This is a genomic window from Roseovarius sp. EC-HK134 (assembly GCF_902498815.1).
In the GTDB taxonomy this organism is placed as follows: domain Bacteria; phylum Pseudomonadota; class Alphaproteobacteria; order Rhodobacterales; family Rhodobacteraceae; genus Roseovarius; species Roseovarius mucosus_A.
This window is the reverse complement of sequence record NZ_LR701544.1, coordinates 1,402,878-1,428,441: the sequence shown is the minus strand read 5'-3', so window position 1 is coordinate 1,428,441 and position 25,564 is coordinate 1,402,878. Positions and strand designations below refer to the sequence as shown.

32 protein-coding genes are annotated in these 25,564 nt (G+C 60.4%); 7 read left to right on the top strand and 25 right to left on the bottom strand.

The window, feature by feature from the left end:
• Positions 1-126: 126 nt before the first annotated feature.
• The gene (locus GC127_RS10845) at positions 127-1,833 is read left to right on the top strand and encodes a bifunctional sulfate adenylyltransferase/adenylylsulfate kinase (protein ID WP_008281436.1); all 1,707 of its coding nucleotides are present in this window, start codon (positions 127-129) and stop codon (positions 1,831-1,833) included.
• A gap of 78 nt (positions 1,834-1,911) precedes the next feature.
• On the opposite strand, the gene GC127_RS10840 is transcribed toward GC127_RS10845, so the two are convergent.
• Complete coding sequence (locus tag GC127_RS10840; RefSeq protein WP_008281435.1) at positions 1,912-2,139, bottom strand: DUF1150 family protein; 228 nt, start codon at positions 2,137-2,139, stop codon at positions 1,912-1,914.
• Positions 2,140-2,145: 6 nt separating this feature from the next.
• Positions 2,146-2,559 (bottom strand): Hsp20 family protein, encoded by a 414-nt coding sequence (locus GC127_RS10835; RefSeq protein ID WP_037297884.1) that lies wholly within the window; start codon positions 2,557-2,559, stop codon positions 2,146-2,148.
• A gap of 159 nt (positions 2,560-2,718) precedes the next feature.
• Between GC127_RS10835 and GC127_RS10830 the strand changes: the two genes are divergently transcribed.
• The 3 genes from GC127_RS10830 to GC127_RS10820 are packed head-to-tail and all read left to right on the top strand — an operon-like array spanning position 2,719 to position 4,544.
• Positions 2,719-2,943 carry a YdcH family protein gene (locus GC127_RS10830; RefSeq protein ID WP_008281433.1) on the top strand — a complete coding sequence of 75 codons (225 nt, stop codon included), beginning with the start codon at positions 2,719-2,721 and terminating at the stop codon, positions 2,941-2,943.
• Between the two features lie 46 nt (positions 2,944-2,989).
• Positions 2,990-3,478 carry a 5-(carboxyamino)imidazole ribonucleotide mutase gene (gene purE / locus GC127_RS10825; RefSeq protein ID WP_008281432.1) on the top strand — a complete coding sequence of 163 codons (489 nt, stop codon included), beginning with the start codon at positions 2,990-2,992 and terminating at the stop codon, positions 3,476-3,478.
• Positions 3,471-4,544 carry a 5-(carboxyamino)imidazole ribonucleotide synthase gene (locus tag GC127_RS10820; RefSeq protein ID WP_081507061.1) on the top strand — a complete coding sequence of 358 codons (1,074 nt, stop codon included), beginning with the start codon at positions 3,471-3,473 and terminating at the stop codon, positions 4,542-4,544. The genes purE and GC127_RS10820 overlap by 8 nt, the downstream gene beginning before the upstream one ends.
• 74 nt (positions 4,545-4,618) lie before the next feature.
• Here GC127_RS10820 and GC127_RS10815 read toward each other — a convergent pair whose 3' ends face one another.
• Positions 4,619-5,473 (bottom strand): SDR family oxidoreductase, encoded by an 855-nt coding sequence (locus tag GC127_RS10815; protein WP_151978037.1) that lies wholly within the window; start codon positions 5,471-5,473, stop codon positions 4,619-4,621.
• Between the two features lie 125 nt (positions 5,474-5,598).
• On the opposite strand from GC127_RS10815, the gene GC127_RS10810 reads away from it, so the two are divergent.
• Positions 5,599-6,084, top strand: a complete 486-nt coding sequence (locus GC127_RS10810; protein WP_008281429.1) for a lytic transglycosylase domain-containing protein — start codon at positions 5,599-5,601, stop codon at positions 6,082-6,084.
• A gap of 46 nt (positions 6,085-6,130) precedes the next feature.
• Here GC127_RS10810 and GC127_RS23245 read toward each other — a convergent pair whose 3' ends face one another.
• From GC127_RS23245 to GC127_RS10780, 7 genes are all read right to left on the bottom strand, one after another.
• Positions 6,131-6,262, bottom strand: coding sequence for a hypothetical protein (locus tag GC127_RS23245; protein ID WP_008281428.1), 132 nt, complete (start codon positions 6,260-6,262; stop codon positions 6,131-6,133).
• Positions 6,263-6,616: 354 nt separating this feature from the next.
• Positions 6,617-7,492: a hypothetical protein gene (locus GC127_RS10805; RefSeq protein WP_151978035.1), complete on the bottom strand. Its 876-nt coding sequence runs from the start codon at positions 7,490-7,492 to the stop codon at positions 6,617-6,619.
• Entirely contained in the window at positions 7,485-9,440 is a 1,956-nt protein-coding gene (gene parE / locus GC127_RS10800; protein WP_151978033.1) for a DNA topoisomerase IV subunit B, read from the bottom strand. Before parE ends, GC127_RS10805 begins: the two co-directional genes overlap by 8 nt.
• 75 nt (positions 9,441-9,515) lie before the next feature.
• Complete coding sequence (locus GC127_RS10795) at positions 9,516-9,896, bottom strand: type II toxin-antitoxin system death-on-curing family toxin (protein ID WP_151978031.1); 381 nt, start codon at positions 9,894-9,896, stop codon at positions 9,516-9,518.
• Entirely contained in the window at positions 9,893-10,141 is a 249-nt protein-coding gene (locus GC127_RS10790; RefSeq protein ID WP_008281424.1) for a hypothetical protein, read from the bottom strand. The genes GC127_RS10795 and GC127_RS10790 overlap by 4 nt, the downstream gene beginning before the upstream one ends.
• 46 nt (positions 10,142-10,187) lie before the next feature.
• The gene (locus GC127_RS10785) at positions 10,188-11,120 is read right to left on the bottom strand and encodes a glucokinase (protein WP_151978029.1); all 933 of its coding nucleotides are present in this window, start codon (positions 11,118-11,120) and stop codon (positions 10,188-10,190) included.
• On the bottom strand, positions 11,113-11,883 hold the full coding sequence (locus GC127_RS10780; RefSeq protein ID WP_151978027.1) for an aldolase/citrate lyase family protein: 771 nt from the start codon (positions 11,881-11,883) through the stop codon (positions 11,113-11,115). The genes GC127_RS10785 and GC127_RS10780 overlap by 8 nt, the downstream gene beginning before the upstream one ends.
• Positions 11,884-11,990: 107 nt before the next feature.
• Between GC127_RS10780 and GC127_RS10775 the strand changes: the two genes are divergently transcribed.
• Complete coding sequence (locus tag GC127_RS10775; protein ID WP_008281421.1) at positions 11,991-12,890, top strand: DMT family transporter; 900 nt, start codon at positions 11,991-11,993, stop codon at positions 12,888-12,890.
• Between the two features lie 3 nt (positions 12,891-12,893).
• Here GC127_RS10775 and GC127_RS10770 read toward each other — a convergent pair whose 3' ends face one another.
• The 3 genes from GC127_RS10770 to GC127_RS10760 form a co-directional block, all read right to left on the bottom strand.
• Positions 12,894-13,604: a GNAT family N-acetyltransferase gene (locus GC127_RS10770; RefSeq protein ID WP_151978025.1), complete on the bottom strand. Its 711-nt coding sequence runs from the start codon at positions 13,602-13,604 to the stop codon at positions 12,894-12,896.
• A gap of 153 nt (positions 13,605-13,757) precedes the next feature.
• On the bottom strand, positions 13,758-14,009 hold the full coding sequence (locus GC127_RS10765; RefSeq protein WP_008281419.1) for a hypothetical protein: 252 nt from the start codon (positions 14,007-14,009) through the stop codon (positions 13,758-13,760).
• Positions 14,010-14,278: 269 nt separating this feature from the next.
• Positions 14,279-15,274 carry an asparaginase gene (locus tag GC127_RS10760; protein ID WP_151978023.1) on the bottom strand — a complete coding sequence of 332 codons (996 nt, stop codon included), beginning with the start codon at positions 15,272-15,274 and terminating at the stop codon, positions 14,279-14,281.
• A gap of 214 nt (positions 15,275-15,488) precedes the next feature.
• On the opposite strand from GC127_RS10760, the gene GC127_RS10755 reads away from it, so the two are divergent.
• Complete coding sequence (locus tag GC127_RS10755) at positions 15,489-15,992, top strand: hypothetical protein (protein WP_008281417.1); 504 nt, start codon at positions 15,489-15,491, stop codon at positions 15,990-15,992.
• 80 nt (positions 15,993-16,072) lie between these two features.
• Here the strand turns inward: GC127_RS10755 and GC127_RS10750 are convergent, their stop codons facing one another.
• The 12 genes from GC127_RS10750 to GC127_RS10695 form a co-directional block, all read right to left on the bottom strand.
• Positions 16,073-16,369, bottom strand: coding sequence for an SCP2 sterol-binding domain-containing protein (locus GC127_RS10750; RefSeq protein WP_008281416.1), 297 nt, complete (start codon positions 16,367-16,369; stop codon positions 16,073-16,075).
• A gap of 84 nt (positions 16,370-16,453) precedes the next feature.
• Complete coding sequence (locus GC127_RS10745; protein ID WP_081507070.1) at positions 16,454-16,897, bottom strand: molybdenum cofactor biosynthesis protein MoaE; 444 nt, start codon at positions 16,895-16,897, stop codon at positions 16,454-16,456.
• A 3-nt stretch (positions 16,898-16,900) separates the two neighbouring features.
• On the bottom strand, positions 16,901-17,146 hold the full coding sequence (gene moaD, locus GC127_RS10740; protein WP_037297876.1) for a molybdopterin converting factor subunit 1: 246 nt from the start codon (positions 17,144-17,146) through the stop codon (positions 16,901-16,903).
• Positions 17,146-17,811: a CDP-diacylglycerol--glycerol-3-phosphate 3-phosphatidyltransferase gene (gene pgsA, locus GC127_RS10735; protein ID WP_008281413.1), complete on the bottom strand. Its 666-nt coding sequence runs from the start codon at positions 17,809-17,811 to the stop codon at positions 17,146-17,148. The genes moaD and pgsA overlap by 1 nt, the downstream gene beginning before the upstream one ends.
• 49 nt (positions 17,812-17,860) lie before the next feature.
• Positions 17,861-18,622, bottom strand: coding sequence for an enoyl-CoA hydratase/isomerase family protein (locus GC127_RS10730; RefSeq protein WP_151978021.1), 762 nt, complete (start codon positions 18,620-18,622; stop codon positions 17,861-17,863).
• On the bottom strand, positions 18,619-19,923 hold the full coding sequence (locus GC127_RS10725; RefSeq protein ID WP_151978019.1) for a phenylacetate--CoA ligase family protein: 1,305 nt from the start codon (positions 19,921-19,923) through the stop codon (positions 18,619-18,621). Before GC127_RS10725 ends, GC127_RS10730 begins: the two co-directional genes overlap by 4 nt.
• Complete coding sequence (locus tag GC127_RS10720; RefSeq protein ID WP_151978017.1) at positions 19,920-20,576, bottom strand: TetR/AcrR family transcriptional regulator; 657 nt, start codon at positions 20,574-20,576, stop codon at positions 19,920-19,922. Before GC127_RS10720 ends, GC127_RS10725 begins: the two co-directional genes overlap by 4 nt.
• 75 nt (positions 20,577-20,651) lie before the next feature.
• On the bottom strand, positions 20,652-22,520 hold the full coding sequence (gene uvrC / locus GC127_RS10715) for an excinuclease ABC subunit UvrC (protein WP_151978015.1): 1,869 nt from the start codon (positions 22,518-22,520) through the stop codon (positions 20,652-20,654).
• 296 nt (positions 22,521-22,816) lie between these two features.
• Positions 22,817-23,596, bottom strand: a complete 780-nt coding sequence (locus GC127_RS10710; protein WP_081507074.1) for an SDR family oxidoreductase — start codon at positions 23,594-23,596, stop codon at positions 22,817-22,819.
• 13 nt (positions 23,597-23,609) lie between these two features.
• Positions 23,610-24,575 carry a calcium/sodium antiporter gene (locus tag GC127_RS10705; protein ID WP_199861229.1) on the bottom strand — a complete coding sequence of 322 codons (966 nt, stop codon included), beginning with the start codon at positions 24,573-24,575 and terminating at the stop codon, positions 23,610-23,612.
• Positions 24,572-24,763: a hypothetical protein gene (locus GC127_RS23110; protein WP_008281406.1), complete on the bottom strand. Its 192-nt coding sequence runs from the start codon at positions 24,761-24,763 to the stop codon at positions 24,572-24,574. The genes GC127_RS10705 and GC127_RS23110 overlap by 4 nt, the downstream gene beginning before the upstream one ends.
• Complete coding sequence (locus GC127_RS10695; RefSeq protein WP_199861228.1) at positions 24,744-25,541, bottom strand: S49 family peptidase; 798 nt, start codon at positions 25,539-25,541, stop codon at positions 24,744-24,746. Before GC127_RS10695 ends, GC127_RS23110 begins: the two co-directional genes overlap by 20 nt.
• Positions 25,542-25,564: the final 23 nt, after the last annotated feature.

Below are 25,564 nucleotides of genomic sequence, written 5' to 3'. Positions count from 1 at the left end.
CATTTTAGCCTCAAATGCGCGCGCAATGCGGCTATGCCTTGATTTCAGACCTCTTACGGGTCTAAGCCGCGCCGCAATACGTTGCCTTTGCAACACCTCTTAAAACGTCATTATCCGAGGATTCCGATGCAATTGCCTAATCTCGCCCCCGTGCCCGAACTTTATGTCTCTTACGAGAGTGCGCAAAAGCTCAAAGTCGAGGCCGCGAGCCTCACCAGCTGGGATCTCAGCCCGCGCCAGATCTGCGACCTTGAACTCTTGATGAACGGCGGCTTCAACCCGCTCAAGGGATTTCTGAGCGAGGCCGATTACGACGGTGTTGTCGAACACATGCGTCTGGCCGACGGCACACTCTGGCCGATGCCGATCACGCTGGATGTGAACGAAAAATTCGCTGACGGTCTGGAAATCGGTCAGGACATCGCTCTGCGCGACCAAGAGGGTGTGATCCTGGCAACCATGACTGTCACCGACCGCTGGACCCCCAACAAGGCGCGCGAGGCCGAGCATGTGTTCGGCGCGGATGATCTGGCACATCCGGCGGTGAACTATCTGCATCACACGGCTGGCAAAATCTATCTGGGCGGGCCTGTGACCGGCATTCAACAGCCGGTGCATTATGATTTTCGGGGCCGCCGCGATACCCCCAACGAATTGCGCGCCCTCTTCCGCAAACTTGGCTGGCGCCGCGTCGTGGCCTTTCAAACCCGCAACCCGCTGCACCGCGCGCATCAGGAACTGACATTCCGCGCCGCCAAAGAAGCGCAGGCGAACCTGCTCATTCACCCTGTCGTCGGCATGACCAAACCGGGCGACGTGGATCACTTCACCCGCGTGCGCTGCTATGAGGCGGTGCTCGACAAATACCCAAGCGCGACCACCACGATGAGCCTGCTCAATCTGGCAATGCGGATGGCAGGCCCGCGCGAGGCGGTCTGGCACGGCCTGATCCGCAAAAACCACGGCTGCACGCATTTCATCGTGGGTCGCGATCACGCTGGCCCGGGCAAGAACAGTCAGGGTCAGGATTTCTATGGCCCCTATGATGCGCAAGAGTTGTTCAAGCAGCATCAGGATGAAATCGGTATCGAGATGGTCGATTTCAAACATATGGTCTATGTGCAGGAGAAGGCCCAGTATTACCCGATTTCCGAAGTGCCGGAAGGCGCAACAGTGCTTGATATTTCCGGCACCGAACTCCGCCGCCGTTTGGCCGAAGGCCTGGAAATCCCCGAGTGGTTTTCGTTCCCCGAAGTGGTGCGCGAATTGCGCCGCACACGTCCGCCACGGTCCAAGCAGGGCTTTACCGTGTTTTTCACTGGCTTCTCAGGATCGGGCAAATCCACCATTGCCAACGCTCTGATGGTCAAGCTGATGGAGATGGGCGGGCGTCCCGTAACCCTGCTCGACGGCGATATCGTGCGCAAGAACCTGAGCTCCGAGCTGGGCTTTTCCAAGGAACACCGGGATCTCAACATTCGCCGCATCGGGTATGTGGCCTCTGAAATCACCAAGAACGGCGGCATCGCCATCTGTGCGCCTATCGCCCCCTATGCCACGACACGCCGCGCGGTGCGCGAGGATGTCGAGCAGTTCGGCGCCTTTATCGAGGTGCATGTCTCGACCAGCCTTGAGGAATGCGAACGCCGTGACCGCAAGGGCCTCTACAAGCTGGCCCGCGAAGGCAAGATCAAGGAATTTACGGGGATCTCCGATCCGTATGATGTTCCCGAGAACCCTGAATTGCGCGTCGAGACCGAGAATGTCGATGTCGACAACTGCGCGCATCAAGTGATTCTCAAGCTCGAAAGCCTTGGCCTAATCGCCGGCTAAACGCAGCTAACTTAACGAAAAAGGGCCGTCCCCCTGCGGGGCGGCCCTTTTGCCATCTGACCGGCTAAGCACTGGGCATCAATGCACCGTCACCGGCTCCATATTGTTCTGACGCGCAAGCAAAAACGCCAACTTGCGGTCGCGCACCAATGCCAGACGCTCACCCTCGGCGGTGTGCACCGCGTAAAGCGTGGTCAAATCCCCCACCTGTTCGCGCATGTCGGCGGGAAGATCACCCACTTTGACCGCGCGCACATAGACGATGGGGCGATCTGTATCCTGTCCGAAATCATATCGCGTATCCATGATCGCTTACCCCTTGTTGATCTTGATTCTCTGCACCACCGGTTCGGGCTGTGCCCGTGTCAGATCGACATGCAAAAGACCGTTTTCCATGATCGCCTCACCCACCTCGACCCCGTCTGCCAGCACGAAAGAGCGTTGAAATTGACGCGCCGCGATGCCGCGATGCAGATAGAGCCGGTCTTCGGCCTCATCGCTCTGACGGCCGCGGATTACCAATTGCCGATCCTCGACAGTGATCGCCAGATTATCCTCGGCAAAGCCAGCCACAGCCAGCGTGATACGATAGGAATTCTGCGAGGTCTGTTCGATGTTGAAGGGCGGATAGCCCTCGTTTCCAGATTTCGCGCTGCGTTCCAGCATGCGCTCCAGCTGTTCAAACCCCAGCATATAGGGGTGCGACCCCAGAGTAAGCTTTGTCATCGACACGTCCTTGAGCTTAAGCGACCGTCCATCTTGCTGGCCCCGTTTCGGCGGCCATGGATAGGAATATGGGGGCTGGTCCACAGGCGTGCAAGGGCTTTGCGAACGGGTTCCGATTCGCTATCCTAAACGCTCAAGAGCCCAGAGGAATCGCATGCCATGAATGCCTTCAGCGACCTGTCGATGAAATCCGAGGATGTGTTGCGCGTCGAGTTGGAGGAATTCCGTCGCGAGCATCGCGATTTGGATGAGGCCATTCGCGCGCTGCAAGACAAGGGCACGGCGGATCAGTTGATGATCCAGCGGCTCAAGAAGAAAAAACTCTGGCTGCGCGACATGATCGCAAGGATCGAGGATCGGCTTTACCCGGACATCATTGCGTAGGCCTACGTGATCAGTATAGTGCGCGCTTCGATACGAGGGGCGTTACATGGCAGGCGTAAAGATCGGCATCATCATGGGCAGTCAATCCGACTGGCCCACCATGCGCGAAGCGGCGCAGATTCTGGATGAATTGGGCGTGGCCTATGAGGCGCGCATCGTCTCGGCACATCGCACGCCAGATCGGCTTTGGGACTACGGCAAATCGGCGGTCGCGCGCGGCTTGCAGGTGATCATCGCCGGGGCCGGCGGCGCGGCACATCTACCGGGGATGATGGCGTCCAAGACGCGCGTGCCGGTGATCGGCGTGCCGGTGCAGACGCGGGCATTGTCAGGCGTCGACAGCCTCTACTCCATTGTGCAGATGCCAAAGGGGTTCCCGGTGGCTACGATGGCGATTGGGGCTGCGGGGGCGGCCAATGCCGGGCTGATGGCAGCGGCAATCCTTGCCATTTCTGACGCCGCGCTTGCACAGCGCCTGGACGATTGGCGCGCGGCGCTTTCGGCCTCTATCCCGGATGAGCCCAGCGATGAGTGAGATGCTTCCCACGGGTGCCACGATCGGAATCCTCGGCGGCGGGCAATTGGGCCGCATGCTCTCGGTTGCAGCCTCGCGGTTGGGGTTCAAGACCGTGATCTTTGAGCCGGGTGGCGATTGCCCAGCCAGCCATGTGGCGCATCAGCATATTCAGGCCGACTACACAGACGAAGACGCGCTGCGCCGCTTTGCCGGAATTGTCGATGTGATCACCTATGAATTCGAGAACATCCCCACCGCAGCCCTCGATGTGCTAGAGCGTGCGCGCCCAGTGCGCCCAGACCGCCGCGCCCTCAAGGTCAGTCAGGACCGCCTGCTGGAAAAATCGTTTCTGAGCGATCTGGGGCTGATGACCGCCCCTTTTGCTGCCGTGGATGATCCCGAGGACATGGCCGAAGCGATTGCCGAAATCGGCATACCTGCGATCCTCAAGACCCGTCGCTTTGGGTATGACGGCAAAGGGCAGGCGCGGATCATGTCCCCTACCGATGCCGAACAAGCGCTGGCTGACATGGCCGGGCAACCCGCGATCTACGAAGGCTTTGTCGAATTCTCCCACGAAGTCTCGGTCATCGCCGCACGTAATCAGGCAGGCGATGTCGCCTGTTACGATCCCGGCGAGAATGTGCATGAGGGTGGCATCCTGCGCACCACCACCGTGCCCGCACGCCTGACAGCGGCACAGCGCACCGACGCGGTGCTTTTGGCGGCCAAAATCCTCAACAGTCTCAAATATGTAGGGGTGATGGGGGTCGAGCTTTTCGTGACGCCCAAGGGCCTCATCGTCAATGAAATCGCGCCACGTGTGCATAATTCCGGCCACTGGACGCAGGCAGGCTGCGCCATCGACCAGTTCGAGCAACATATCCGCGCGGTGGCTGGCTGGCCTTTGGGCGATGGCACCCGCTATGCCGATGTGGTGATGGAAAACCTGATCGGCGATGACATGGACCGCGTGCCGGCCTTGGCGCGGGCATCCGGCGTCTCACTGCATCTCTACGGCAAGGCAGAGGTCAAGCCGGGGCGCAAGATGGGCCATGCCAACAAGATTGTATCCAAAGGCTGACCCCGGCTTCATCTGGCCCAAAATACCTCGGGGGAGTCCCGGACAACGTCCGGGACGGGGGCAGCGCCCCCTTCTTAATCCCCGGCGGCTAAAAGCGCGCGCAACCCAGATCGGTAGTCAGGATAAATCAGCTTTATCCCCAACTCCTCTTTAATCCGTCGGTTCGAAACCCGCTTTGACTCCGCATAGAATGACCGCGCCATTGGTGTCATCTCGGCCTCGTCAAAGGCCACCTCTTCGGGCAGTGGCAGGCCCAACAAGTCTGCGGCATGGCCAATCACGTCTTGCGGCGGGGCCGGATCATCATCGCAGAGGTTATAGACCGCGCCCGGATTGGGGCGCTTGATCGACGCTTCCAGCACCTGCGCGATATCCTCTACATGGATGCGGCTAAACACTTGCCCCGGCTTTACAATCCGCCGCGCTGTGCCTTGGCGCACTTTCTCGAACGGTCCGCGACCGGGGCCATAAATCCCCGCAAGGCGAAAGATGTGCAGCGGCAAACCGGGGATCGCCTGCCAGTCCGCCTCGGCGTCAACCCGCATCTGGCCGCGTCTGGTCGAGGGGGTAAGCGGCGTTGCCTCATCTACCCAACCGCCTGCATGATCGCCGTAAACTCCGGTGGTCGACAGATAGCCAACCCAGGCCAGCCGGGGCGCGGCCTCGGCAATCGCATCGCGATATCGCGCCAACACCGGATCGCCCGCCGCATCGGGTGCGGCAGAAATCAACAGATGCGTGGCCGATGCCAAAGCAGACCGCAAATCATCCTCCGGCCAAAGCGCGGGCGTCACCCCCTCGCGGCGCAAAACCTCGGCCTTGTCAGCGCTGCGGGTGGTGCCAATGATCTGCCAGCCCTGCGGCAACAGGCGAGCGGTAAGGGCGCGGGCGGAAAAGCCGTGGCCAAAGGAAAGAAGCGTTTGTGTCATCGCCCTTACATGGCGCGGGCGGCAGGGATTGGCAAGGCGGCGGGGTTTCGCCTGCCGCATACAAGCCCTCTGGCGCGAAAAGACGGATACAGGCATCTTGCACCCAGTGTTTTTCAGGAGCCGCCATGTCTTTGATCAGTCGCCGTCTTGTTCTGGGTTTCATCGCGGTTGCCCCGCTAGCCGCCTGTGCGCGGCCAGAGCCGGAAGTGTCCAGCCGCAACGCCCCTTTTGATCCGCCCCTCTATCCCAATGAAACGCCCGAGTTGCGTAGTCTGATCAACAAATATGCCGATCATTACGAGGTGCCACGCAGCCTTGTGCATCGTCTGGCGATCCGAGAGAGCACGCATCGCCCCGGTGCGCGCAACGGGCCCTATTATGGCCTGCTGCAAATCCTGCCCCAGACGGCGCGCGGCATGGGGCATCGGGGGCCTGCCTCCGAGTTGCTGGATGCCGAGACCAATTTGAAATACGGGGTCAAATACTTGCGCGGGGCCTATATCGTGGCAGATGGCAATCCTGATGCGGCGATCATGTGGTATGCGCGGGGGTATTATTACGAGGCCAAGCGCAAAGGGCTTCTGGTGGAAACCGGCCTGCGCTCGGCCTGAGGGGCAGGTCACATCCGCGCCGATTGCGCGGCTGTCGACCCAGCGTTTACTTGACCGCTTTGCCTGCGATCACGGTGGCGTTCTTGCCACTGTTGGAATTCGCGGTGGCAAGAACCTTGGGCTTTTCCTTCTTGGGTTTCTTGGCCTCACGGTTGCTCTGGCTTTTTCCTTTGGACATGGGATCGTCTCCTGACTGATCCCGGTCAGGCGGGGTGCCGGGCCGGGTCGTGCTCAGGGGATCAGGGGCCTGACAGGGTCAGGGCGATGAGCCCTCGGGCGCAGCAGGCACGGCGCGGGGCCGGTGCTGCAAAGTGCAAGATAAGCGGGCAGAGAGGCGGCGACAAGGGGGGCTGGGGGCTATCCCCCTCCCCCGTCATCCCCGCGCAGGCGGACTCCTCGCCCCCTTTTTCCGTCATCCCCGCGAAAGCGGGGATCTCATGCGGCCTGTCGCGCCATATTGTCCAAAGATTCCCGCCCTTGTGGGAGTAATGGTGTTTATGGAATTTGCACCCACTCTACGCCTCCTACTTGCTCACCTTGTTTGGCAAGTGCTGCGCGTGAATGGGAGCCGAGTCGGGTTAAATGCAAATTCATCTTGGTTGTTTCTCGGGTAGTGAAAGCTGTTACCCGTGGCCACCAAAACTTGGGAACTGGGAAAAACTGAAACCTTCTCCATACCTTTCTCTACGACAAAATACTTGGTTGAAGAACTCAGTACTATTGAACCTTCAATCCACCGCGAGTCGACGAGGAGCGTTACGCACGCCGTAGAGGCAAGATGAGAGTAGCGGGATATTCCAAGCATATAAAAAACCATTAAAAGAGAAACTGCTGCAGCGGAAAACAAGTTGAATGCAGTTGGTCGCTCGTTAAAACTTTCGACAGTCAACACCACGAAGGAAATGGTGATCACAATTAGGATGGTTCCAAGCATCAAAATGATGCCTCCACCAATATGAATTTTGAAGAAAATCCATAAAGAAATAACCAACCGCAAGGTAAACATTAAAAAGCGTTGTGCTCGAAGTTTTTTAAGGAATAGCTGCTGATATGCAATTTCAAGTTTCTTTATTCTATAGTTCTTGGGAAATCTCTTTTTCCTCTTGATGCATTGGTATTTTGCAAAGATGAGGGACGTTAAAATTCCAAGAAAACCAAACGCTAGAGGCGCTGTGTAGAAAAACAGGCCTGCGATTGAAATATGAAGGAACAGTTGGAAGGTAATTCCAGAAATCTCATTGGCTTCAAAAAGTGAGACCAAACCCGGATCAATCCGCGAAATAAAGCCCATATTGTAAGCCAAAAATATCGAAGCGCTTAAAAACAGGAGTCTGATGTAGCCAAAAGCTTGTATGCATTTGTAAAGATTTTCTTTTACGTCAAGTTTCTTTTGAAACCCCTCAAACATCCAACTCCTCCACGAACCGCGCATTCTCGGAAATATACTGGAACCGCAGTTCCGGCTTTTTCCCCATAAGGCGCTCGACCAGATCGCTGGTCTGGCCCGGTTCATCCTCGTCGATGGTCACGCGGATGAGTTTGCGCGAGCCGGGGTCCATGGTGGTTTCCTTCAGATCCTTGGCGTCCATCTCGCCCAGACCCTTGAAGCGGCTGACGTCGATCTTGCCCTTGCCGCCCAGCCCCTTTTCCAGCCACAGATCGCGCTCGGCCTCGTCCAGACAATAAACGCGCTTTGACCCTTGGGTCAGCCGGTAGAGCGGCGGGCAGGCCAGATAGAGGTGGCCCGCGTCGATCATCGGGCGCATTTGCGTGAAAAAGAACGTCATCAACAGCGCCGCGATATGCGCGCCATCGACATCGGCGTCGGTCATGATGATGATCTTGTCATAGCGCAGATCATCAAGATTGAACTTGCTGCCAAGGCTCACGCCCAAGGCCTGCGTCAGGTCGCTGATCTCTTGATTGCTGCCCAATTTGGACGAGGCCGCGCCCAGCACATTCAGGATTTTGCCACGCAGCGGCAAAAGAGCTTGGGTCTTGCGATCCCGCGCCATCTTGGCCGAGCCTCCCGCGCTATCGCCCTCGACGATGAACAGCTCCGTGCCGTCGCGGGTGCTGGAAGAGCAATCCACCAGCTTGCCGGGCAGGCGCAGCTTTTTGGTTGCGGTCTTGCGTTGGGTTTCCTTCTCCTGACGCCGCCGCAGCCGTTCCTCGGCACGCAGCACCAGAAAATCAAGAATAGCGCCTGCCGATTTGGTATCGGCCGCCAGCCAGTTGTCGAAATGGTCGCGCACAGCCCCCTCGACCATGCGGGCGGCATCGGTGGTGGCAAGACGGTCCTTGGTCTGGCCTACGAATTCCGGCTCTCGGATAAAGCAGGACACGAGCGCACAACCACCCGCGAGCAGGTCTTCGCGCGTGATCTGCGCGGCCTTGCGGTTATTGGACAACTCGCCATAGGCCTTGATCCCCTTGAGGATCGCCGCCCAGAACCCGGCCTCATGCGTGCCACCCTCGGGCGTGGGCACGGTGTTGCAATAGGATTGAATGAACCCGTCGCGCGCAGGCGTCCAGTTGATCGCCCATTCCACCTTGCCCGGAACGTTGTATTTGTCGCGGAAATCGACGGTGCCGGCAAAGGGACGCTCGGCATAGGTGGTGGCACCGCCCAAGGCCTCGCCAAGATAATCGGCAAGGCCACCGGGAAATTTGAACGTGGCCTCTTGCGGGGTGTCGCCATCGCTGATCTCGGTTTTCCAGCGGATTTCGACACCGGAAAAGAGATAGGCCTTGGAGCGCGCCATCTTGAAGAGCCGCGCCGGTTTGAGCGTCAGAGAGCCGAAGATCTCTGGATCGGGATGGAATGTCACCGAAGTGCCGCGTCGGTTGGGGGCAGCACCAATCTTGGCCAGGGGCGCTTGTGGAGTGCCGCGCGAGAACTCCATCATGTAAAGCTCGCGGTTGCGCGCCACCTCGACCCGCAGATGATCGGACAGCGCATTGACCACCGACGAGCCAACGCCGTGCAGGCCACCGGACGTCTGATAGCTATCGCCTGAAAATTTACCGCCCGCGTTCAGCGTGCAAAAGATGATCTCGAGCGCCGATTTCTTGGGGTCTTTGGGGTGTGGATCAACCGGAATGCCGCGCCCGTTGTCGCGCACGCTGACATGGCCGTTGGCGTGTAATTCCACCTCGATCCATGTGGCGTGGCCTGCCACCGCCTCATCCATCGAGTTGTCGATGATCTCGGCCACCATGTGATGCAGGGCGCGGTCGTCCTTGCCGCCGATATACATGCCGGGGCGCAGCCGGACATGCTCCATATCCTCGAGCACCTGAATGGAGGAGGCGTCATAATCGGATTTCGGGGTGGGCGAGAGAAGATCGTTCATGCCACTGCTCTTTTATGTTTTTTGGGTTGGGCGACAGTATGGCAGAGCGGGCGCGGCGGGGGAAGTGGCTGCGGCCTATGCGCCAGCCTGCGCGCGCAACCAATCGGCCATTTCCCCGGCATCATCCAGGCGCTGCGCAAGGCGGATGATCCGCTGGCCGACGTCTTCGGTGTCATGTGTCATTGTCACGCCATTCAGGCGGAGACAAACGATCATCACCCGATAAGCTGTGCGCTTGTTGGCATCGTTGAAGCAATGTCCCTGCGCAATTGCCTCTGCATAGGCAGCGGCAAGATCGAACACATCCTCTATCATACCATAAGCCAGCCGGTTATCGACGCGCGCCAAGGCCCCTGACAGCGATTTATTCAACGCCCTGCCGGGTAATTCGCCGGGATTCAAAACAAGATCATGGAGTGTCTCGACCTGCTCCACACTCAAGAGCAAGAAGCTCATTTGTCTTTGAGGTAGTCGAGCACGGGCTGTGCCTGTGCGTGCGTTGCCTCAACTGCGGCCATCACCTCGTCCATCGTCGCATAACGCGGCTCTTGTTGCAGCGTGGCCTCTTCGGGCACCAGATACCCGATGCATTTGGAGTTCTTCATGATTGCCACCGGCTTGCCACCTGCCGCGTCGAGCACCTTTTGCGGTTCGCGCAATTCGGTGATGGTACAGATCTGATTGGTATGCAGGCGCTTCATGGGGTGATCCTTTGAATGTATATTCAAATATACACTCAAACGCCCATTATTTCAACCTCTGCCGCAAGTAGCGCGCGCAGCCAATGAGTGCGGCGGTATCCTCGGAGATCAGATGGATCGGCATGGCTTCCATAATGGGTCGATACGGGCCCTTGGCGACAAACACCTGACGAAACTCTGGCCTATTGAGCAGTGGCGCCATAGCGCGGGCCAGTCCGCCGATCAGGAACACGCCTCCTGTCGCCATATGGGTGAGTGCCAGATTGCCCATGACAGCGCCCAGAATTTCCAGAAACAAAGCGAGTGTCTCAGCGCATGCTCCCTGCCCCTGTGATGCGCCGGTCAGGATGTCCGGCGCGGTAAGGGTCACGCCACTGCGCAGACGGTGCAGGCGCACAAGCCCAGAGCCAGACAAGAGCGCCTCATAGGGTTTATGCGCTACTTCTGCGCCCAAGGCCGCGATCACCGCGTTGGCCGCATCGCCCAGATGCGGCAAACCGGAATGACCGGCCTCGGCGGGCGGCACCAAAAGGTCGGCACCAACCCGGTGCACCACCGCGATATTGCTGCCCGTGCCCAGACCCAGCACCATGCGCGGGCCGTTAGGATCAGGATGCCCTGCAAACACAGGCATGATCCATGCGGGGTCAAGATCATCAAGCGCATAGCCCTGCGCCTGAAGGTCATTGATCAGATGCACCTCGGTTGCGCCTGCGGCATGGGCCATCTCGGCCCCGTCGATGAACCAATCGAGATTGGTCAGTTGCGCCGTGCCCGCCCGCACCGGCCCCGCCACACCGGCACAGATTGCGCGCGGGTGCGCGCCGTGCTCTGCAAGATACGTCGCCAAGATCGGCAAGAGCCCGGCAAACGCTGCGTTTTCAAAGCGCTGCACGCTGCCCGGTTTGAGCGCCGAGCCTGCTGTCAGCGCCACCCTTGTATGGCTTGCCCCGACATCGGCGACGAGGCTCTCACGCATCGCGCCAGCGCGCCAGGGTCGCCCGTGCCGCCTGTGCCAGCATCACCACGTCAATGCCCACCGCCAGAAACTGTGCGCCCCAATCGGCATAGCGCTGCGCCGTGGCGTGATCGAGCGCGAGGATGCCTGCGGCCTTGGGTGAGGCAGCGATCTGGGCAAGTGCCCCGCGAATGACCTCTTGCACCTCAGGCGCGTGGCTATCGCCCACATACCCCATATCGACCGCCAGATCAGAGGGGCCGATAAAGACGCCGTCCACGCCCTCGACCGCCAGAATATCCCCGAGCGCGTCTATACCGGCCATACTCTCGACCTGCACGATCAGGCAGATCTGGGCGTTGGCTGTGGGGATGTAATCCTTGATCCGAGAGAAATCTGACGCCCGCGCCAGTGCCGCGCCCGATCCGCGGATACCGTCTGGCGGATAGCGGGTGGCGCGCACGAGGGCGCGGGCCTGATCCGCACTCTCGACCATCGGAATGATCAGGCTCTGCGCGCCTACGTCAAGCACCTGCTTGATTGCCCATGCTTCACCCATCGGCAGGCGCACCACCGGCAGGCTTTGCCGCCCCGCCATCATCGCCAGTTGCGCCGAGATAGAGCGTAAATCGTTGGGCGCATGTTCCCCGTCGATCACCAGCCAGTCAAACCCGGCACTCGCCAGAACCTCTGTCGCGTAAGGATCGGCAAAACCAGCCCAGCATCCAATCAGACGCTCACCGCGCATCAGGGCGGATTTGAAACGGTTTTCGGGGGCGGGCATCGCGGCACTCCTCTGGCTGTCCGGCGCAGCATAGACCGCGCCCGCGCGCTTTGGCGAGAGCCAAGACGGGGTTTACTTTGCCCGACATTCCCCCCAGAGATTGCCCAATGAATACGCATCTCAAAGGTCTGATCATCACCGCGCTCGGCGTGCTGTTCGTCGTGCCGGATTCGCTCTTTGTGCGGCTGATCGACGGCGACGCCGCCAGCATCGCCTTTTGGCGTGGCATCACGGCGGGGTCCGTCATCCTGACGGGCGTGCTGCTGTTTCAAGGGTTTCGGGGCATCCGCGAGGTTGCGAAAACCGGCAAGCATGGATTGCTTTATACCTTTCTGATTGCCATTACCGCCCCCGGCTTTGTCTTTGCCGTAAGCCTGACCAGCGTCGCCAATGTGGTCTTTATCCTTGCCTCCATGCCGGTCTTTGCTGCGATTTTCAGCCGGATTTTTCTGGGCGAGTCCATCAGCAAACGCATGGTATTGACCATGGCAGGGGTGTTTGCGGGGCTTGGCGTGATCGCTTGGGGCTCGGGCGAGACGCATGGCGCGCATTGGCATGGCGATCTGATCGCGCTTGGCGTGTCGGCCAGCTTTGCCGGGGCGATGACCACGGCGCGGCAGTTGCGCGCGGTGTCGATGATCCCGGCTATTCCGCTGGCCTTTCTCGGGGCGTCGCTCGCGATCTGGCCTGCGGCACAGCCCATGACCGTCTGGCACGCCAACTGGCCCCTTATTCTGGCACATGGGGCGTTTATCAGCGTCTCAACCTGCCTGCTCACGCTGGGCCCGCGCTATCTGGCCTCGGCAGAGGTGGCGCTGCTCATCCTGCTCGAATCCGTCTTGGCACCGCTTCTCGTCTGGGCGGTGATCGGCGAAGACCCGGGGCCTTGGGCCATCCTCGGGGGTGTTGTGGTGATTGGCGCGCTCTTTGCGTCAAACCTATGGGCGCTGGCGCATAACCGGCGCTTGCGCAACAGGCCACAGCCCCGCACCGGCCCGCCGGTCTGATCCTCAGGTGTCGCGATAGATCACGAAACACTGCCACCCGTCATCGCGGTGGCCCCGGTCGTGATAGCCGGCCGCGCGCAGACATTTTGCCGATGCCACATTCTCGGGATGAACAAAGGCAACCAGACGATAAAGCCAGGCATGATCCGCAAATGCACGCCGTGTGGCGCGGTGCACCAGATCCCGCCCAAGACCGCGGCCCCAATAGTCACGGCCCAGCCAATAGCTGATTTCGGCGGTATCGCTGCTGCTGGCATCCGCGCCAAAGGCAAGCCGCATCTGCCCGATGGGCTGCGCATCAAGTGTGACGGCCAGAACATCGTGATGATCGCTCAGACCTGAGATGTCGATCAGGTCGCGTGCCAGCGCCTGTGTCAGGGTGCCGGGCCATGCCTCATACATGTGCTGCCAGACTTCGGGGTCGGACAAAAGCCGCATATAGGCCGGCACATCCGACGGCTGCCAGCGCCGGAAATTCAAAAGGCCCGGCGTTTTGACCTTCCATGACAAGGGAGTGGCAGGCGTAGACCGCAAGCACGTGCTGTCTATGTCGGCGATAACCCAGCCAATTTGCAGCGGATCATAGGCAAGGGCGATGTCGCGCGCATCACACCACGCTTTTTGCTCGGGTGTCAGAACGCCGTCCCATCGGCTTTGCATCGACGGTGCAGGGGCCTGCCCCGTCAGGAATGGTTTTCTGGTCCGATCAGTCACGTCGCGCCCCCCAAGCCTGCGGCGAAAAATGGTCGTTTGGCTGGATATGGGGGTGCGCAGGCGTTGTTCAAGAGATGGGCCGAAGGATCACGGATCGGGGCGGAGATCCTCCTCCGCCCCGTCGCTGGTGATGGCACAGGTCTAAGACCCGGATCAGCCGTCCGATGCGGGCAGCACACCGGCTTCGACGGCGGCGGCCACTTCCTCGGCGCTCAGTGCACCATCGGAATTGGCATCTGCCGTGGTAAAGGTCTCGGCGGTTGCGTCGGGTATCACCTGCTGAAACTCGGACATGGTCACATAGCCATCGCCATCCGCATCCATCGCGGAAAACTCGCCCGCGAATGCCATCACAGGCAGGCTCAGCGCGAGTGCAAAAGTCGCGGCACCGAATTCCTTGGTCATTTGGGTCGTCCTTTCTCTGGTTGAGGGGCGCAGAGGCGCTCCCATGGACAGAGCATGCGCAGGCTTGATCCACCTGTCGCGGGGGGCGCTGATTTCGCGCCAAAAAGCGCGGAAACCGGCCAGATGCCGGGGGTCCGATACGCGGACCTACGCCGGTGTCAGCCAGCGGGCGAGAGGCCGCGCATCGCCAGGGGTGAATTGAGCAGCCCGGCGCCGATATGGGCCGGGTTCAGGCATGAGAGGAGCGCCGCCGATACGCCCGAGTCGCGTCAGGCGAGGGCTGCGGCCGGGCGGATCATGCCCGTTTCGATGCCGCGCCAATTGACGATGGGAGCATTGCGATATTTGCGCGCCGCAGGATGCTCTGGGTCGAGCACACCGAGACGCACGAGGATTGAGGCAATCGCGCATTCCGCACCGCGCGTACCCCCATCAACGATCTTGAGCGCGACACCCAGCTTGCGCCGGGGCAGAATCGCAATGAAAAACGCCTCCGCCCCTGTCTTGAGCGCCACAGGCTCGGAACAGGCGCGCATGAGTTCGGTGCAGGCCCGCCCCTCACCCGCCACCAGTTCAGGATGCGCAACCATGGCCTGCCAAAGCCGAACGGCGGCGCGCTCGGCCACATCGCCGCTGTCTGACGCGCCCGCAAACCACGCCATCGCGCGGGCCATGCCATGCAGCGAACTGGCGTGATTGGGGGCGGAACACCCATCAATGCCGAAATAGGGCGACGTTTCCCCCGTGGCCTCTTCGAACGCCTCGAGCACGGCCCTTTGCACCGGGTGACTGGGATCAATGTAGTCGGCAGAGCCGCCCAGATGCCGGTTGAGCGTGAGAAAGCCCGCATGTTTTCCGGAACAGTTGTTATGCACCTGACAGGGCGAGGTGCCGGAACACAGCAGTGATTTATGCGCCGCCTTGTCCTGCGGGTCATGGGCACCGCAGCGCAGGTCATCATCACTCAGGCCCAGATAAGATAGCCAGCGATTGACACGCTCGGTATGGATCGCCGCGCCATTATGAGAGGCGCAAGAGAGCGCCAGTTGCTCCGAGGTCAGCCCATGCGCATCCGCCGCCCCGCTGGTGATCAGCGGCAAAGCTTGGAGCATCTTGCACGACGAACGCGGTAGGATCGTCTCGGAAGGGTTGCCCCAAGCCTCGACAATCGCGCCCCCAGCGTCGCAAATCACCGCATGCCCAAGGTGCACGCTCTCAGGCGAGGGTCCGCGCCAGATTTCGGTGAAGGGGACAGCGTTGGTCATCGGTATACTCCGGCAGATCGGGGGACAGGCGGGATATGCGGAAATCCGCCAATTGCGTCTTTCACTTCTCGCGTGTTTCAGGCTAATATTGCAATGTCGAGACAGAACTGGTCGCATATAAAAATATTCCCGTAAAGGGTAGCTGGCGACCGAAGGATTTGAGGCTTAGGACAGCTTGGAGGCTGGACATATGATATCAAGATTTGCAGGCGGTATGGCCATCGCGGTGGCGATGCTGATCACACCCGCAGCACAGGCGCAAAGCACGAGCACCAATCAGGTGGCCACCAGCACGGCGTGGAGCGTGTTCGAGGACAGTGATCCGCGCGAATGCTGGGCGGTCTCTGCGCCCACGGAATCTGTCAACACCAAGGATGGGCGCGTGGTGGCAGTGCGGCGCGGCGATGTGCTGTTGATGACATTCTTCCGCCCGGGTGCAGGCGTGCAGGGCCAGATCACCTTTACCGGTGGCTATCCGTTTGCCGGGGGCTCGACCGTAAACCTCAATATCGGCGGCACGCAATTCGAGCTGTTCACCGAAGGCGAATGGGCTTGGCCCGCAAGCACCGAGGATGACGCCCAAGTTCTCGCAGCGATGAAACGCGGCGCGGATGCGGTTCTGACCGCCCGCTCAGGGCGTGGCACAGTGACCAAGGATACGTTCTCTCTGCTGGGATATACTGCGGCAGTGGAAGAGGCCGAAAAACGCTGCAAGTAACCGCGTGCGTGTGCCTGTGGCGCTATGAATTCAATGCGGCGGGCCAGATCGGCACCGCCGCTTTTCGTGACAGCGTCGCGCTATCCCTGAGCCGTCAGGATCGCACTGACTTTGAGCGCGCGTTGCACATTGCCCTCAACCTTCAGCTTGCCTGACATATAAGCCATGACCGGGTTTTGTGCGCCGGACAGGATGTTGCGAAACACCTCGTCGCTGGCGCTTAGAACCACATCCGCCGCTTCATCCCCGGCGCGCGCGCCTGCCTCGCTGAGCATGACGCTGCCGTGGCCTGTAATCACAAGCTTGGCGAGGCCTCTGATATGGCCCTTGGCGCGGGGCGTGAGCGTGGTGATATAGTCGTCGATGATGGCACTCATGGGATGGTCTCTGTCGGGAATTGGGTTCGCGATAGATCACCCCGGAACACGTCCGGGCGCAAGCAAAACCGCGCGTCACATGATTTACCAGCGCGTCAGCGCATCCTCATCCGCATCTTTGGCGTCAACCCAATCGGCACCCGCGTCGGTCACTTCCTTCTTCCAGAAGGGCGCCCGCGACTTTAGAAAATCCATCAGGAATTCCGCCGCGTGAAAGGCATCGGCGCGGTGCCGGGCGGCGGTGGCGACCATCATGATCACCGCATCCGCCTGCAGGGTGCCATAGCGGTGGATGACCAGAACATCCCCAAGGCTCCAGCGTTCGCGCGCCTCTTCCGCGATCTTTTCCAGCGCCTTTTGCGTCATACCGGGATAATGTTCGATCTGCATCGCCCGAAGGGACGCACCATCGAGATCGCGCACAATCCCGGTAAAGGTCACAACCGCGCCCATCCCGGACTGTCGCGCAACAAAGGCATTGGCCTCGGCACCAAGGTCAAACGCGGCCTCTTGTACCCGGATATCCATGGCTCAGCCCCCGGTCATCGGCGGAAAGAATGCCACCTCTCGGGCACCGGCCAGCGGCGCATCGAAATCGCTCAACTCTTGATCCACCGCCACGCGCAGCGCGCTCAGATCAGCAAACGCAGCCTCATACCGCTCTTCGCGCGCGCGCAGTTGGTTCACCAAGTCCATGACCGTGGCGGGTGTGGTATCAATCCGCTCCTTTGGAAGGCCGATCCGTTCCCGCACCCAAGCGAAATAGAGCACATCCATCATCTCTCATCCTTCAGATAGGGGATCGACTTGTTGAAATAGTCGAACCCCGTCAGCAGGGTTAACGCCGCCGCCAGCCACAAAAGCCAGATGCCCACGTGGCCGGCCCAAACCATGCCGGTGTATTTCCACGTCAACCCGTGCAAATCATCTTCGCGCCCCTCAAGGATGGACAAAACCAGATGATCATCCATGCCGAACACCGACATACCAAAATAGTGCTCGAACACACCTTGGGCAAACAGCACGGCAATCGCTACCATCTGCGCGGTGGTTTTCCACTTGGCCAGTTGCGTGACCTTGAGCGTGCCTGCGGTGTCGCCCAGAAATTCGCGCAAGCCCGAGACAAACACCTCTCGAAACAGAATGACCGTGGCGGGCAGCACCAACCAGGGCGACATGCTTGAATAGCCGACGATCACCATCAGGGCGATGACCACCATCGCCTTGTCGGCAATCGGGTCCAGCATCGTGCCCAGCTTGGTCACTTGTTTCCAGCTGCGCGCCAGATACCCATCGAACCAATCGGTGATCGCAGCGCTGACGAACAGAATCAGCGCGAACCAATCGGCATAAGGTCTTGTAAAATATAAGAACATGACCGCGACTGCCGGGGCTGCCAGCAGGCGGAGCGTGGTCAGGATATTGGGCAAGGTCCACGTCATGGCCTCTGTTCTATCCTGTCACAGGCGCGAGGGAAAGCGCCCTTGATTGCTAGAAATCACGCAGCCTCCGAGTGGTTTCCGGATCCATGAACCCGGCAATCGTGGCCTCGGTCTCGTGGTCCATGGCGCGGCGCAGGTCAGTCATCGCAGCGGCGTTCAGAACCCGCTTCATCGCACGCACAGCCAAGGGGGGCAGATCGGCCAACCGGCGGGCAGTTGCCTTGGCCTCGTCCATCAGCTCTGCGTCGGGCACGCATTTCCACGCCAGCCCCATCGCGTGCAGGTCCGCCGCCCCATAACGGTCGCCGAAAAACAGCATCTCGCGCGCTTTGTTGAGCCCCACAAGCGCAGGCAACAGGCTACTGACCCCGCCGGTGACAAAGAGGTTCAGTGACACCTCTGGAAAGAACCCCCGCGCCGATGTGGCCCAAATCGGGAAGTCGCAATTGATCGCCCACTCAAAGCCGCCGCCCACCGCCCATCCATTGATTGCGCCCACCACGGGTTTGTGTCCCAGAACGATGGCATCGGTCGCACGCTGGATCGCCTTCACCAGATCACGCGCCTCTTCCTCGGAGGTGGGATGCACATGCTCGCGCCGGTCGTCGCCTGCGCAAAACGCCTTGCCCGCCCCAGTAAAAATGATCGCGCGGGTTTGTGCATCTGCATTCGCCCGCTCGAACGCCCGCGCCACATCGTCGATCAGGGCGCGGTTCATGGCATTCAGACTGCCGGGCCGGTTCAGCGTGATACAGCGCACGCCCTCGTCCACGATCTCGCTCAAGACGGTTTCATAGGTCACATCGGTCATTGGTTGCCTCTCAGCACACGCTTTGTCTTGCCCTCGGTCAGGGGAAAGGTGCCATGCGGCACCACTGTCACCCGCGCCGTGGCGCCCATCTTGGTCTTGATCGCGGTGGCAACCTCTTCGGCCAGCCCATCTGTCACAGGCTGCCCCTTGGCCCGTTCCACCGTGACCGGCAGGGCATCATAAGGCGGCGGGCTATCGAGAATGATCCGGTAGTCGCCAGAGAGCGCCGCAAACTCGTTGATGACTGCCGCGACCATCGTCGGAAAGAGATTGAGGCCGCGCACCACCACCATATCATCTGACCGCCCCACCACGCGAAAGCGGAACCCGCTGCGCCCGCAGGTGCAGGGATCGGTTGCATCCACGGTGATGATGTCGCCGCTGCGAAACCGCACGAGCGGCTGACAATCGCGCGCCAGATGGGTCAGCACCAATTCCCCGGTCTGCCCCGCCTCAAGCGGCAGCGATGCGCCCGTCTCAGGGTCTATCAGCTCGGGATAGAGCACATCGGCCGCCATGTAATGCAGGCGCGTGTCGTGTTCGCATTGCGCTGCGAAATTGCAGAACACATCCGAGACGCCGTAATTGGCATTGCGCGGCTCCATGCCCCAGACATCCCGCAGGCGTGCGCGAAACGCCGGATCATCCAGCCCCGCCTCGCCGCCAAAGAGCCCCAAACGCAGGCCCAGATCGCGCGGTTTCAATCCCGGAAACTTGTCTGCAATCACCCGTTCCAGCACTGACGGATAAGAGGGTGTGCAGGAAATCGCGGTGATCCCCACCTCCTGAATGGTGCGTACCAATAATTCTGTGGACCCAACGCCAAAGGGCACCACCATCGCGCCCGTCGCCTGCAAGGTCATGTGATCGGTCAGCCCGCCCATCCACATCTGATAGTTCAGGCAATGCACCACGGTATCGTCGGGCGTCAGGCCAGAGGCGGATTGACAGCGACCGCCCACCGCCTCTGTCACCGCGCAATCGCGGGCTGAGAGGGCCAAATTCATCGCCTGCCCAGTGGTGCCAGAGGTACGGTGCAACCGCACCGCCTCGCGCCGGGAGGCGGCCATATAGTTGCCGAACGGCTGATGTTCCGCCTGCGAAATCCGCAATTGCGCCTTGTCCGACAGGGGCAATTCAGCCAGATCGCGCAGGTCAGCAGGGGGTGTGCGCCCCTGCCAAAGGTCGCGGTAAAACTCCGACTGTGCCGCGACATAGGCGCTTTGAACCGCCCAAGCGGCGGCCTGATGCGCGCGCAGCCGGTCAGGGCTGGCAAATTCGGCTTGGTCAAGCAGGCTCATGGCTGCAATCCTCGTTCCCAGATGGTTGTGAGCGTGGCAATCACCGCCGCCCGGTCGGCAGACACATCGACCAGCCCCGCCTCGCCCGAGAGATAGAGGCTGGAAAAATACTGATCCGTCATGCCACCCAAGGCATAGGCCCGGCGGGTCAACTCGGCCTCGCTCAGTGTACCCCGCCCCTCGCGGGCGAGCCTGCGGCGGGTGGCGGCCACAACGGTGTCGATCCATTCCCGATTGAGCCGGTGAAACGCGGCACGCGCCGCTGGAAAGGCATCAAGATGATGGATGAGGCATTTCATCAGCCCGCGATTGGCCTCGAATAGGCGGGCATAGGCCTCGGTCGCGGGGCGCATGCTGCGCTCGGGGCTGCTCTGGCTGGCGCGGATCATGCCCGCTTGCAGAAAGGCGGCAAAGCCTTGCAGCAGATCGTCGAGCAGATGCGCCTGATCGGGAAAGTAGAGGTAAAAGGTGCCATTGGCGACGCCCGCCTCTTTGCAGATGGCCCCGATGGTCAGATCCTGAAGCGCCGCGCGTTCCAAAAGAGAGCATGCTGCGATACGCAGCGCCTGCGCAGTGCGCACACCCTTTGCCTCGCCCTCAACCTGCACAGCGAGAAACGCGGGATAGCTGGTGTGATCGGCGGACGCGGGCATGGGTGACTCAGAAATGAAACTGAATTCATGTTCATTTTTTGAGCATGCTTTGTCAAGCTGACTGATGCACAACGTTCAGCCGCGTTCGTGGAAAAAATCGTAGAGCTTCTGGGCCATCGCGTCTGAGACCCCTTCGACCGCACGCAGATCGGCCAGATTGGCACGGCTCACGGCCTTGGCGCTGCCGAAATGGGCCAAAAGCGCACGTTTGCGCGCAGCCCCGATGCCCGGCACCTCATCCAGTGGCGTGGCCCCCACCGCCTTGGCGCGTTTGGCGCGATGCGTGCCGATGGCAAAACGATGCGCCTCGTCGCGCAGACGCTGCACGAAATAGAGCACCGGATCGTTATGGCGCAGCGCCATAGGATGTTTGCCCACGCGGTGAAACTCTTCCTTGCCGGCATCCCTGTCCACGCCTTTGGCGACCCCGACCATCGGGATATCCTCAACCCCCATCTCGCGCATGATACTGGCCACGGCGCTGACTTGCCCCGCCCCACCGTCGATCAACAACAGGTCCGGCCAATGCCCTTGGCTGCGATCAGGGTCTTCTTTCAACAACCGCTTGAAGCGGCGGGTCAGCACCTCTTTCATCATCCCGAAGTCGTCGCCCGGCGTGATGTCATCGCCCCGGATATTGAACTTGCGATAGTGGTTTTTCATCATGCCCTCAGGGCCTGCGACAATCATCCCGCCCACGGCATCGGTGCCCTGAATATGGCTGTTGTCATAAACCTCGATCCGCTGCGGCGGGCCGGGCAGATCAAACGCCTCGGCCAAGCCGCGCAGCAATTTGCCCGTGGTGGCTGTCTCGGCCATTTTACGTGCAAGGCTTTCGCGGGCATTGCGCATCGCGGCGTCGACCAACTCGGCCTTTTCCCCCCGCAGGGGCACGTTCAGCGTCACCTTGCGCCCCAGCTTGTCGCTTAGCGCCTGCTGCATCAGATCGGCATTCTCAATCGGATGCGACAAGAGCAAGGCGCGCGGTGGTTCCTTGCTGTCATAGAACTGACCGATAAAGGCCTCGAGCGCCTCGGCCTCTTCAACATCCACACCGACACGGGGATAGAAATCCTGATTGCCCCAGTTCTGCCCGCCGCGAATAAAGAACACCTGCACGCAGGCTTGGCCCTGTTCCAGATGCAACGCGATCACATCGGCCTCGTCCACGGTGCGGGGGTTGATACCTTGGGCGGTCTGCACCTGCGTCATCGCCTTGATACGATCCCGCAGGGCAGCAGCACGCTCGTATTCCATCGCCTCGGCGGCCTCGGCCATCTGCACGGCCAGCTTTTCCTGAATCTCGGTCGAGCGGCCCGACAGATAACGCTCTGCATCGCTGACCTGCGTTGCATACTCTGCCCGATCAATCTTGCCCACACAGGGCGCGGTGCAGCGCTTGATCTGATATTGCAAGCAGGGGCGCGTCCGGCTCTCGAACATGGCATCCGTGCAATTGCGCAACTGAAACACGCGCTGCAACTGCGCCAGCGTTCGGTTGACAGCACCGGCACTGGCGAAGGGCCCGTAATAAGCCCCCTTTTCACGCTTGGCACCGCGATGTTTCTTGATCATCGGGAATTCATGCCCGGTGACAAGGATGTTGGGAAAGCTCTTGTCGTCGCGCAACAGCACGTTGTAGCGCGGCTTCAACTGTTTGATGAGGTTCTGCTCCAAAAGCAGCGCCTCGGTCTCGGTCGCGGTCGTGAGAAACATCATCGACGCAGTTTCTGAAATCATCCGCCCGATGCGCCCGGTATGGCCGGTGGGGCGGGCATAGTTCGACACACGCGCGCGCAGATTGCGCGCTTTGCCCACATAAAGCACCCTCGCCTGCGCATCGAGCATCCGGTAGACCCCCGGCGACGCGTCTAGCGTGCGCAGATAGTCCCGGATGACATCATGGCCGGGTTTGGGTGGGGATTCGGGGGCGTTTTCGGTCATCGGCTCTCAGATATGATTCCCCCCGAGTGCTGCAATGATCCGACCCGGAGAGCAAGAGGGAAGCTGTCCACGGTTTCTGTGGATAACTCTGCGGATAGGTTTCCGGGAAGTGGAAATTTTCCTTGGATTCGGCTGGGTTCGTTAAGATGCCTAATTTTTAGGCAGTTTATCAACACATTGATATCTATCAACAAAAATATATGCCCTTGGCAAAATGTTGAAAACACTAACGATTTTGTAACGCTTGCGTGACGAACCCACGGCCAGTGCAAAACTTTTTTCGTCGGACGCGCGTTTTACTCCACACCCAGAACATCAGGGGTCTGCCAACCCAGGTGCTGGCCCCCATCCACACAGAGCAATTGGCCCGTCACACCCGGTGCATTCAGGAAGTAGACAAGCGCCGCTGTGATATCCTGCGGATTGGCGCCACGTTGCAAAATGGTCGCCCGGCGCTGGTTCTGGAAATGGCTGTCGCTCTGGCGATGCCCTTGCAATGTCGGCCCCGGTCCGATGGCATTGACGCGCACCCGTGGGGCCAGCGCCTGTGCCGCAGTCCGGGTCAGCGCCCAGAGACCCATCTTGGCAATCGTGTATGTCATGAACTCGGGCGTCAACTTGTGCACGCGCTGGTCAATCATATTGATCACCAGCCCCTGCGCCACCGGCTCGTCATAGTCGTCCATGGTCGGTGCGGGCACCTGCGCCGCCATCTGCTGCGTCAGCACGAAGGGCGCGCGCAGATTGCTTTCCATGTGGCGATCCCAGCTCAGGCGCGTGGCGGTCTGGATGTTGTCATAGTCAAAGATCGAGGCGTTGTTGATAAGCGTGGTCAGCGGCCCGCCCAGTGCTTGGGCAGCGCGCGCCACCAGCGGTATCACCTGCGCCTCGTCCAGCAGGTCCGCCTCAAGCGTCACCGCCTCTCGCCCCAACGCCCGAATTTCATCGGCCACGGATTCTGCTGCCTCGCGCGAGGTGGCGTAATGAACGGCCACATCATGCCCTTGCCGCGCCAGCTCCAGCGCCATTGCCCGGCCCAGCCGTTTACCCGCGCCTGTCACCAAAGCCCGCGTCATGCCCTGCTACTCCTCAGATCAATATCACCGAGACATAGACCACATAAGCAGAGGTCAAGGCGATGCCCCACACACGCGTGATGTCGATCTTGAAGAACACGAAAGGAATGATCAGCAAGGACGTGCCCAGCATCACCCAGAGATCGAAATTGAGGAACTGAGGATCAACAGGAATTTCACCAACCAGCGCCGCAACACCGATGATGCCAAGCAGGTTGAACATGTTGGAGCCAATGACATTGCCCAGCGCCACATCGGCCTGTTTGCGCAATGCCGCCATCACCGTGGTCGCGAGTTCCGGCAATGAGGTGCCGACCGCAACCAGCGTAAGGCCGATCACCGCCTCGCTGACGCCGTAGCGCTGCGCGAGAATTGAGGCATTGTCCACAAGGATATCCGCACCAAGCGGCAGCCCCACAAGGCCCAGCACAAGGAAAGTGATGATCTGCCACCACGGCATATTGGGGTCTGCGCCTTCCACATCCTCTATGCCATCCACCTCGGACAGGGCCGTGATGGCCGCCTCGCGACGATGCGCCATCGTGTCGCGAAATGCATCCGCCAGCATAAGCGCCAAAGCCGCAAGCAGGATCAGACCCGAGATCCAGTCAAACGTGCCGCGAAAGGCCAGCAGAATGAACAGGACCGAAGCGGCGAGCATCTGGAGATACGATTTGGAGCACCTGCAGCTGCTGGTATGCAGTACCGCGAGAATAGCCGGAATACCCAACACCAAGAGGATGTTGGCGGTATTCGAGCCCACCACATTGCCCAGTGCCAGCCCCGGCTTGTCATCCAAAATCGCATTGACCGAGATCAGCAGTTCCGGTGCAGAGGTGCCAAAGGCCACCACCGTGAGACTGACGATCAGCGCCGGGATCCCCACACGCAAACTTAGGTTCACAGCCCCTTTGACCAAGGCATCCCCAGCCAGAAGCAGGATCACCAGCCCCAGCGCCGACAAGAGCCATGGCATCATTTCAATTTACCCTTTTCGCAGGAACAGGGCCCCTTGCCGATGCGGTAGCGCCCGCATTTCTGGCATTTGGCCTGACTGAGCCGCTTTTGCCCCGGAAACCGGAGACGGCCAAACATGGCGAGGACCCCCATCGCCACAAGAAAGAATATGACGACCTTGACCAACAAATCAGAGGCCGAACCGGGCAAGGCTGGCCCGTTCTTCGACGACGCTCAGCGCGTCTTCGGCGATAGCCGCCCCAAATCGCGGAAATATCCCGCGTTTGCGGCCATAGCGGGCAAGCTGCACCTTGTCGCCGTAAAGTTCCTTGAGCTTCGGCAGCAGATGCGCGATGCCATCGGCCAGCCCCAATTCGACGCTGCGCGACCCCAGCCAGAATTCCCCCGTGAACAAATCCGGATCGTCGCGCAACCGCGCGCCGCGCCGGGATTTCACATGGGTGATAAAGGCGGCATGAATGTCTTCCAGAATGCTCTTGAGGCGGGTCACATCCTCGGGCTTTTCGGGCATGAACGGGTCAAGCGTGCTCTTGGACTTGCCTGCCGTGTAAATGCGTCGCTCAATCCCTTGCCGGGCCAGAAACTCGTTCGCGCCAAAGCCCGCCGAGATCACCCCGATAGAGCCCAGCACCGAAGAGGCATCGACCCAGATGTCATCCGCCGCAACCGCCAGCCAATAGCCACCCGAGGCCGCCACATCCTCGACAAAGGCATGCACGGGGATTTTCTTTTCCTCTGCCAGCCGGCGGATACGGGCCGCGATAAGCGAGGATTGTACCGGCGATCCACCGGGAGAATTGATGACCAGCGCCACCGCCACCGGCTTGCCGCGCGCAAATGCTTTTTCGATCACCGGCCCGATGGCTTCGTCACTCAGGGCCGCGCGCGGACCCCCGCCGATCATCCCCGCAAGGCGGATGACCGCGACGGTGGGCCTGCGGTTGAGGAAGGGGATCATATGTCTCATGCCGCCCGATGTAGAGTGCGAGG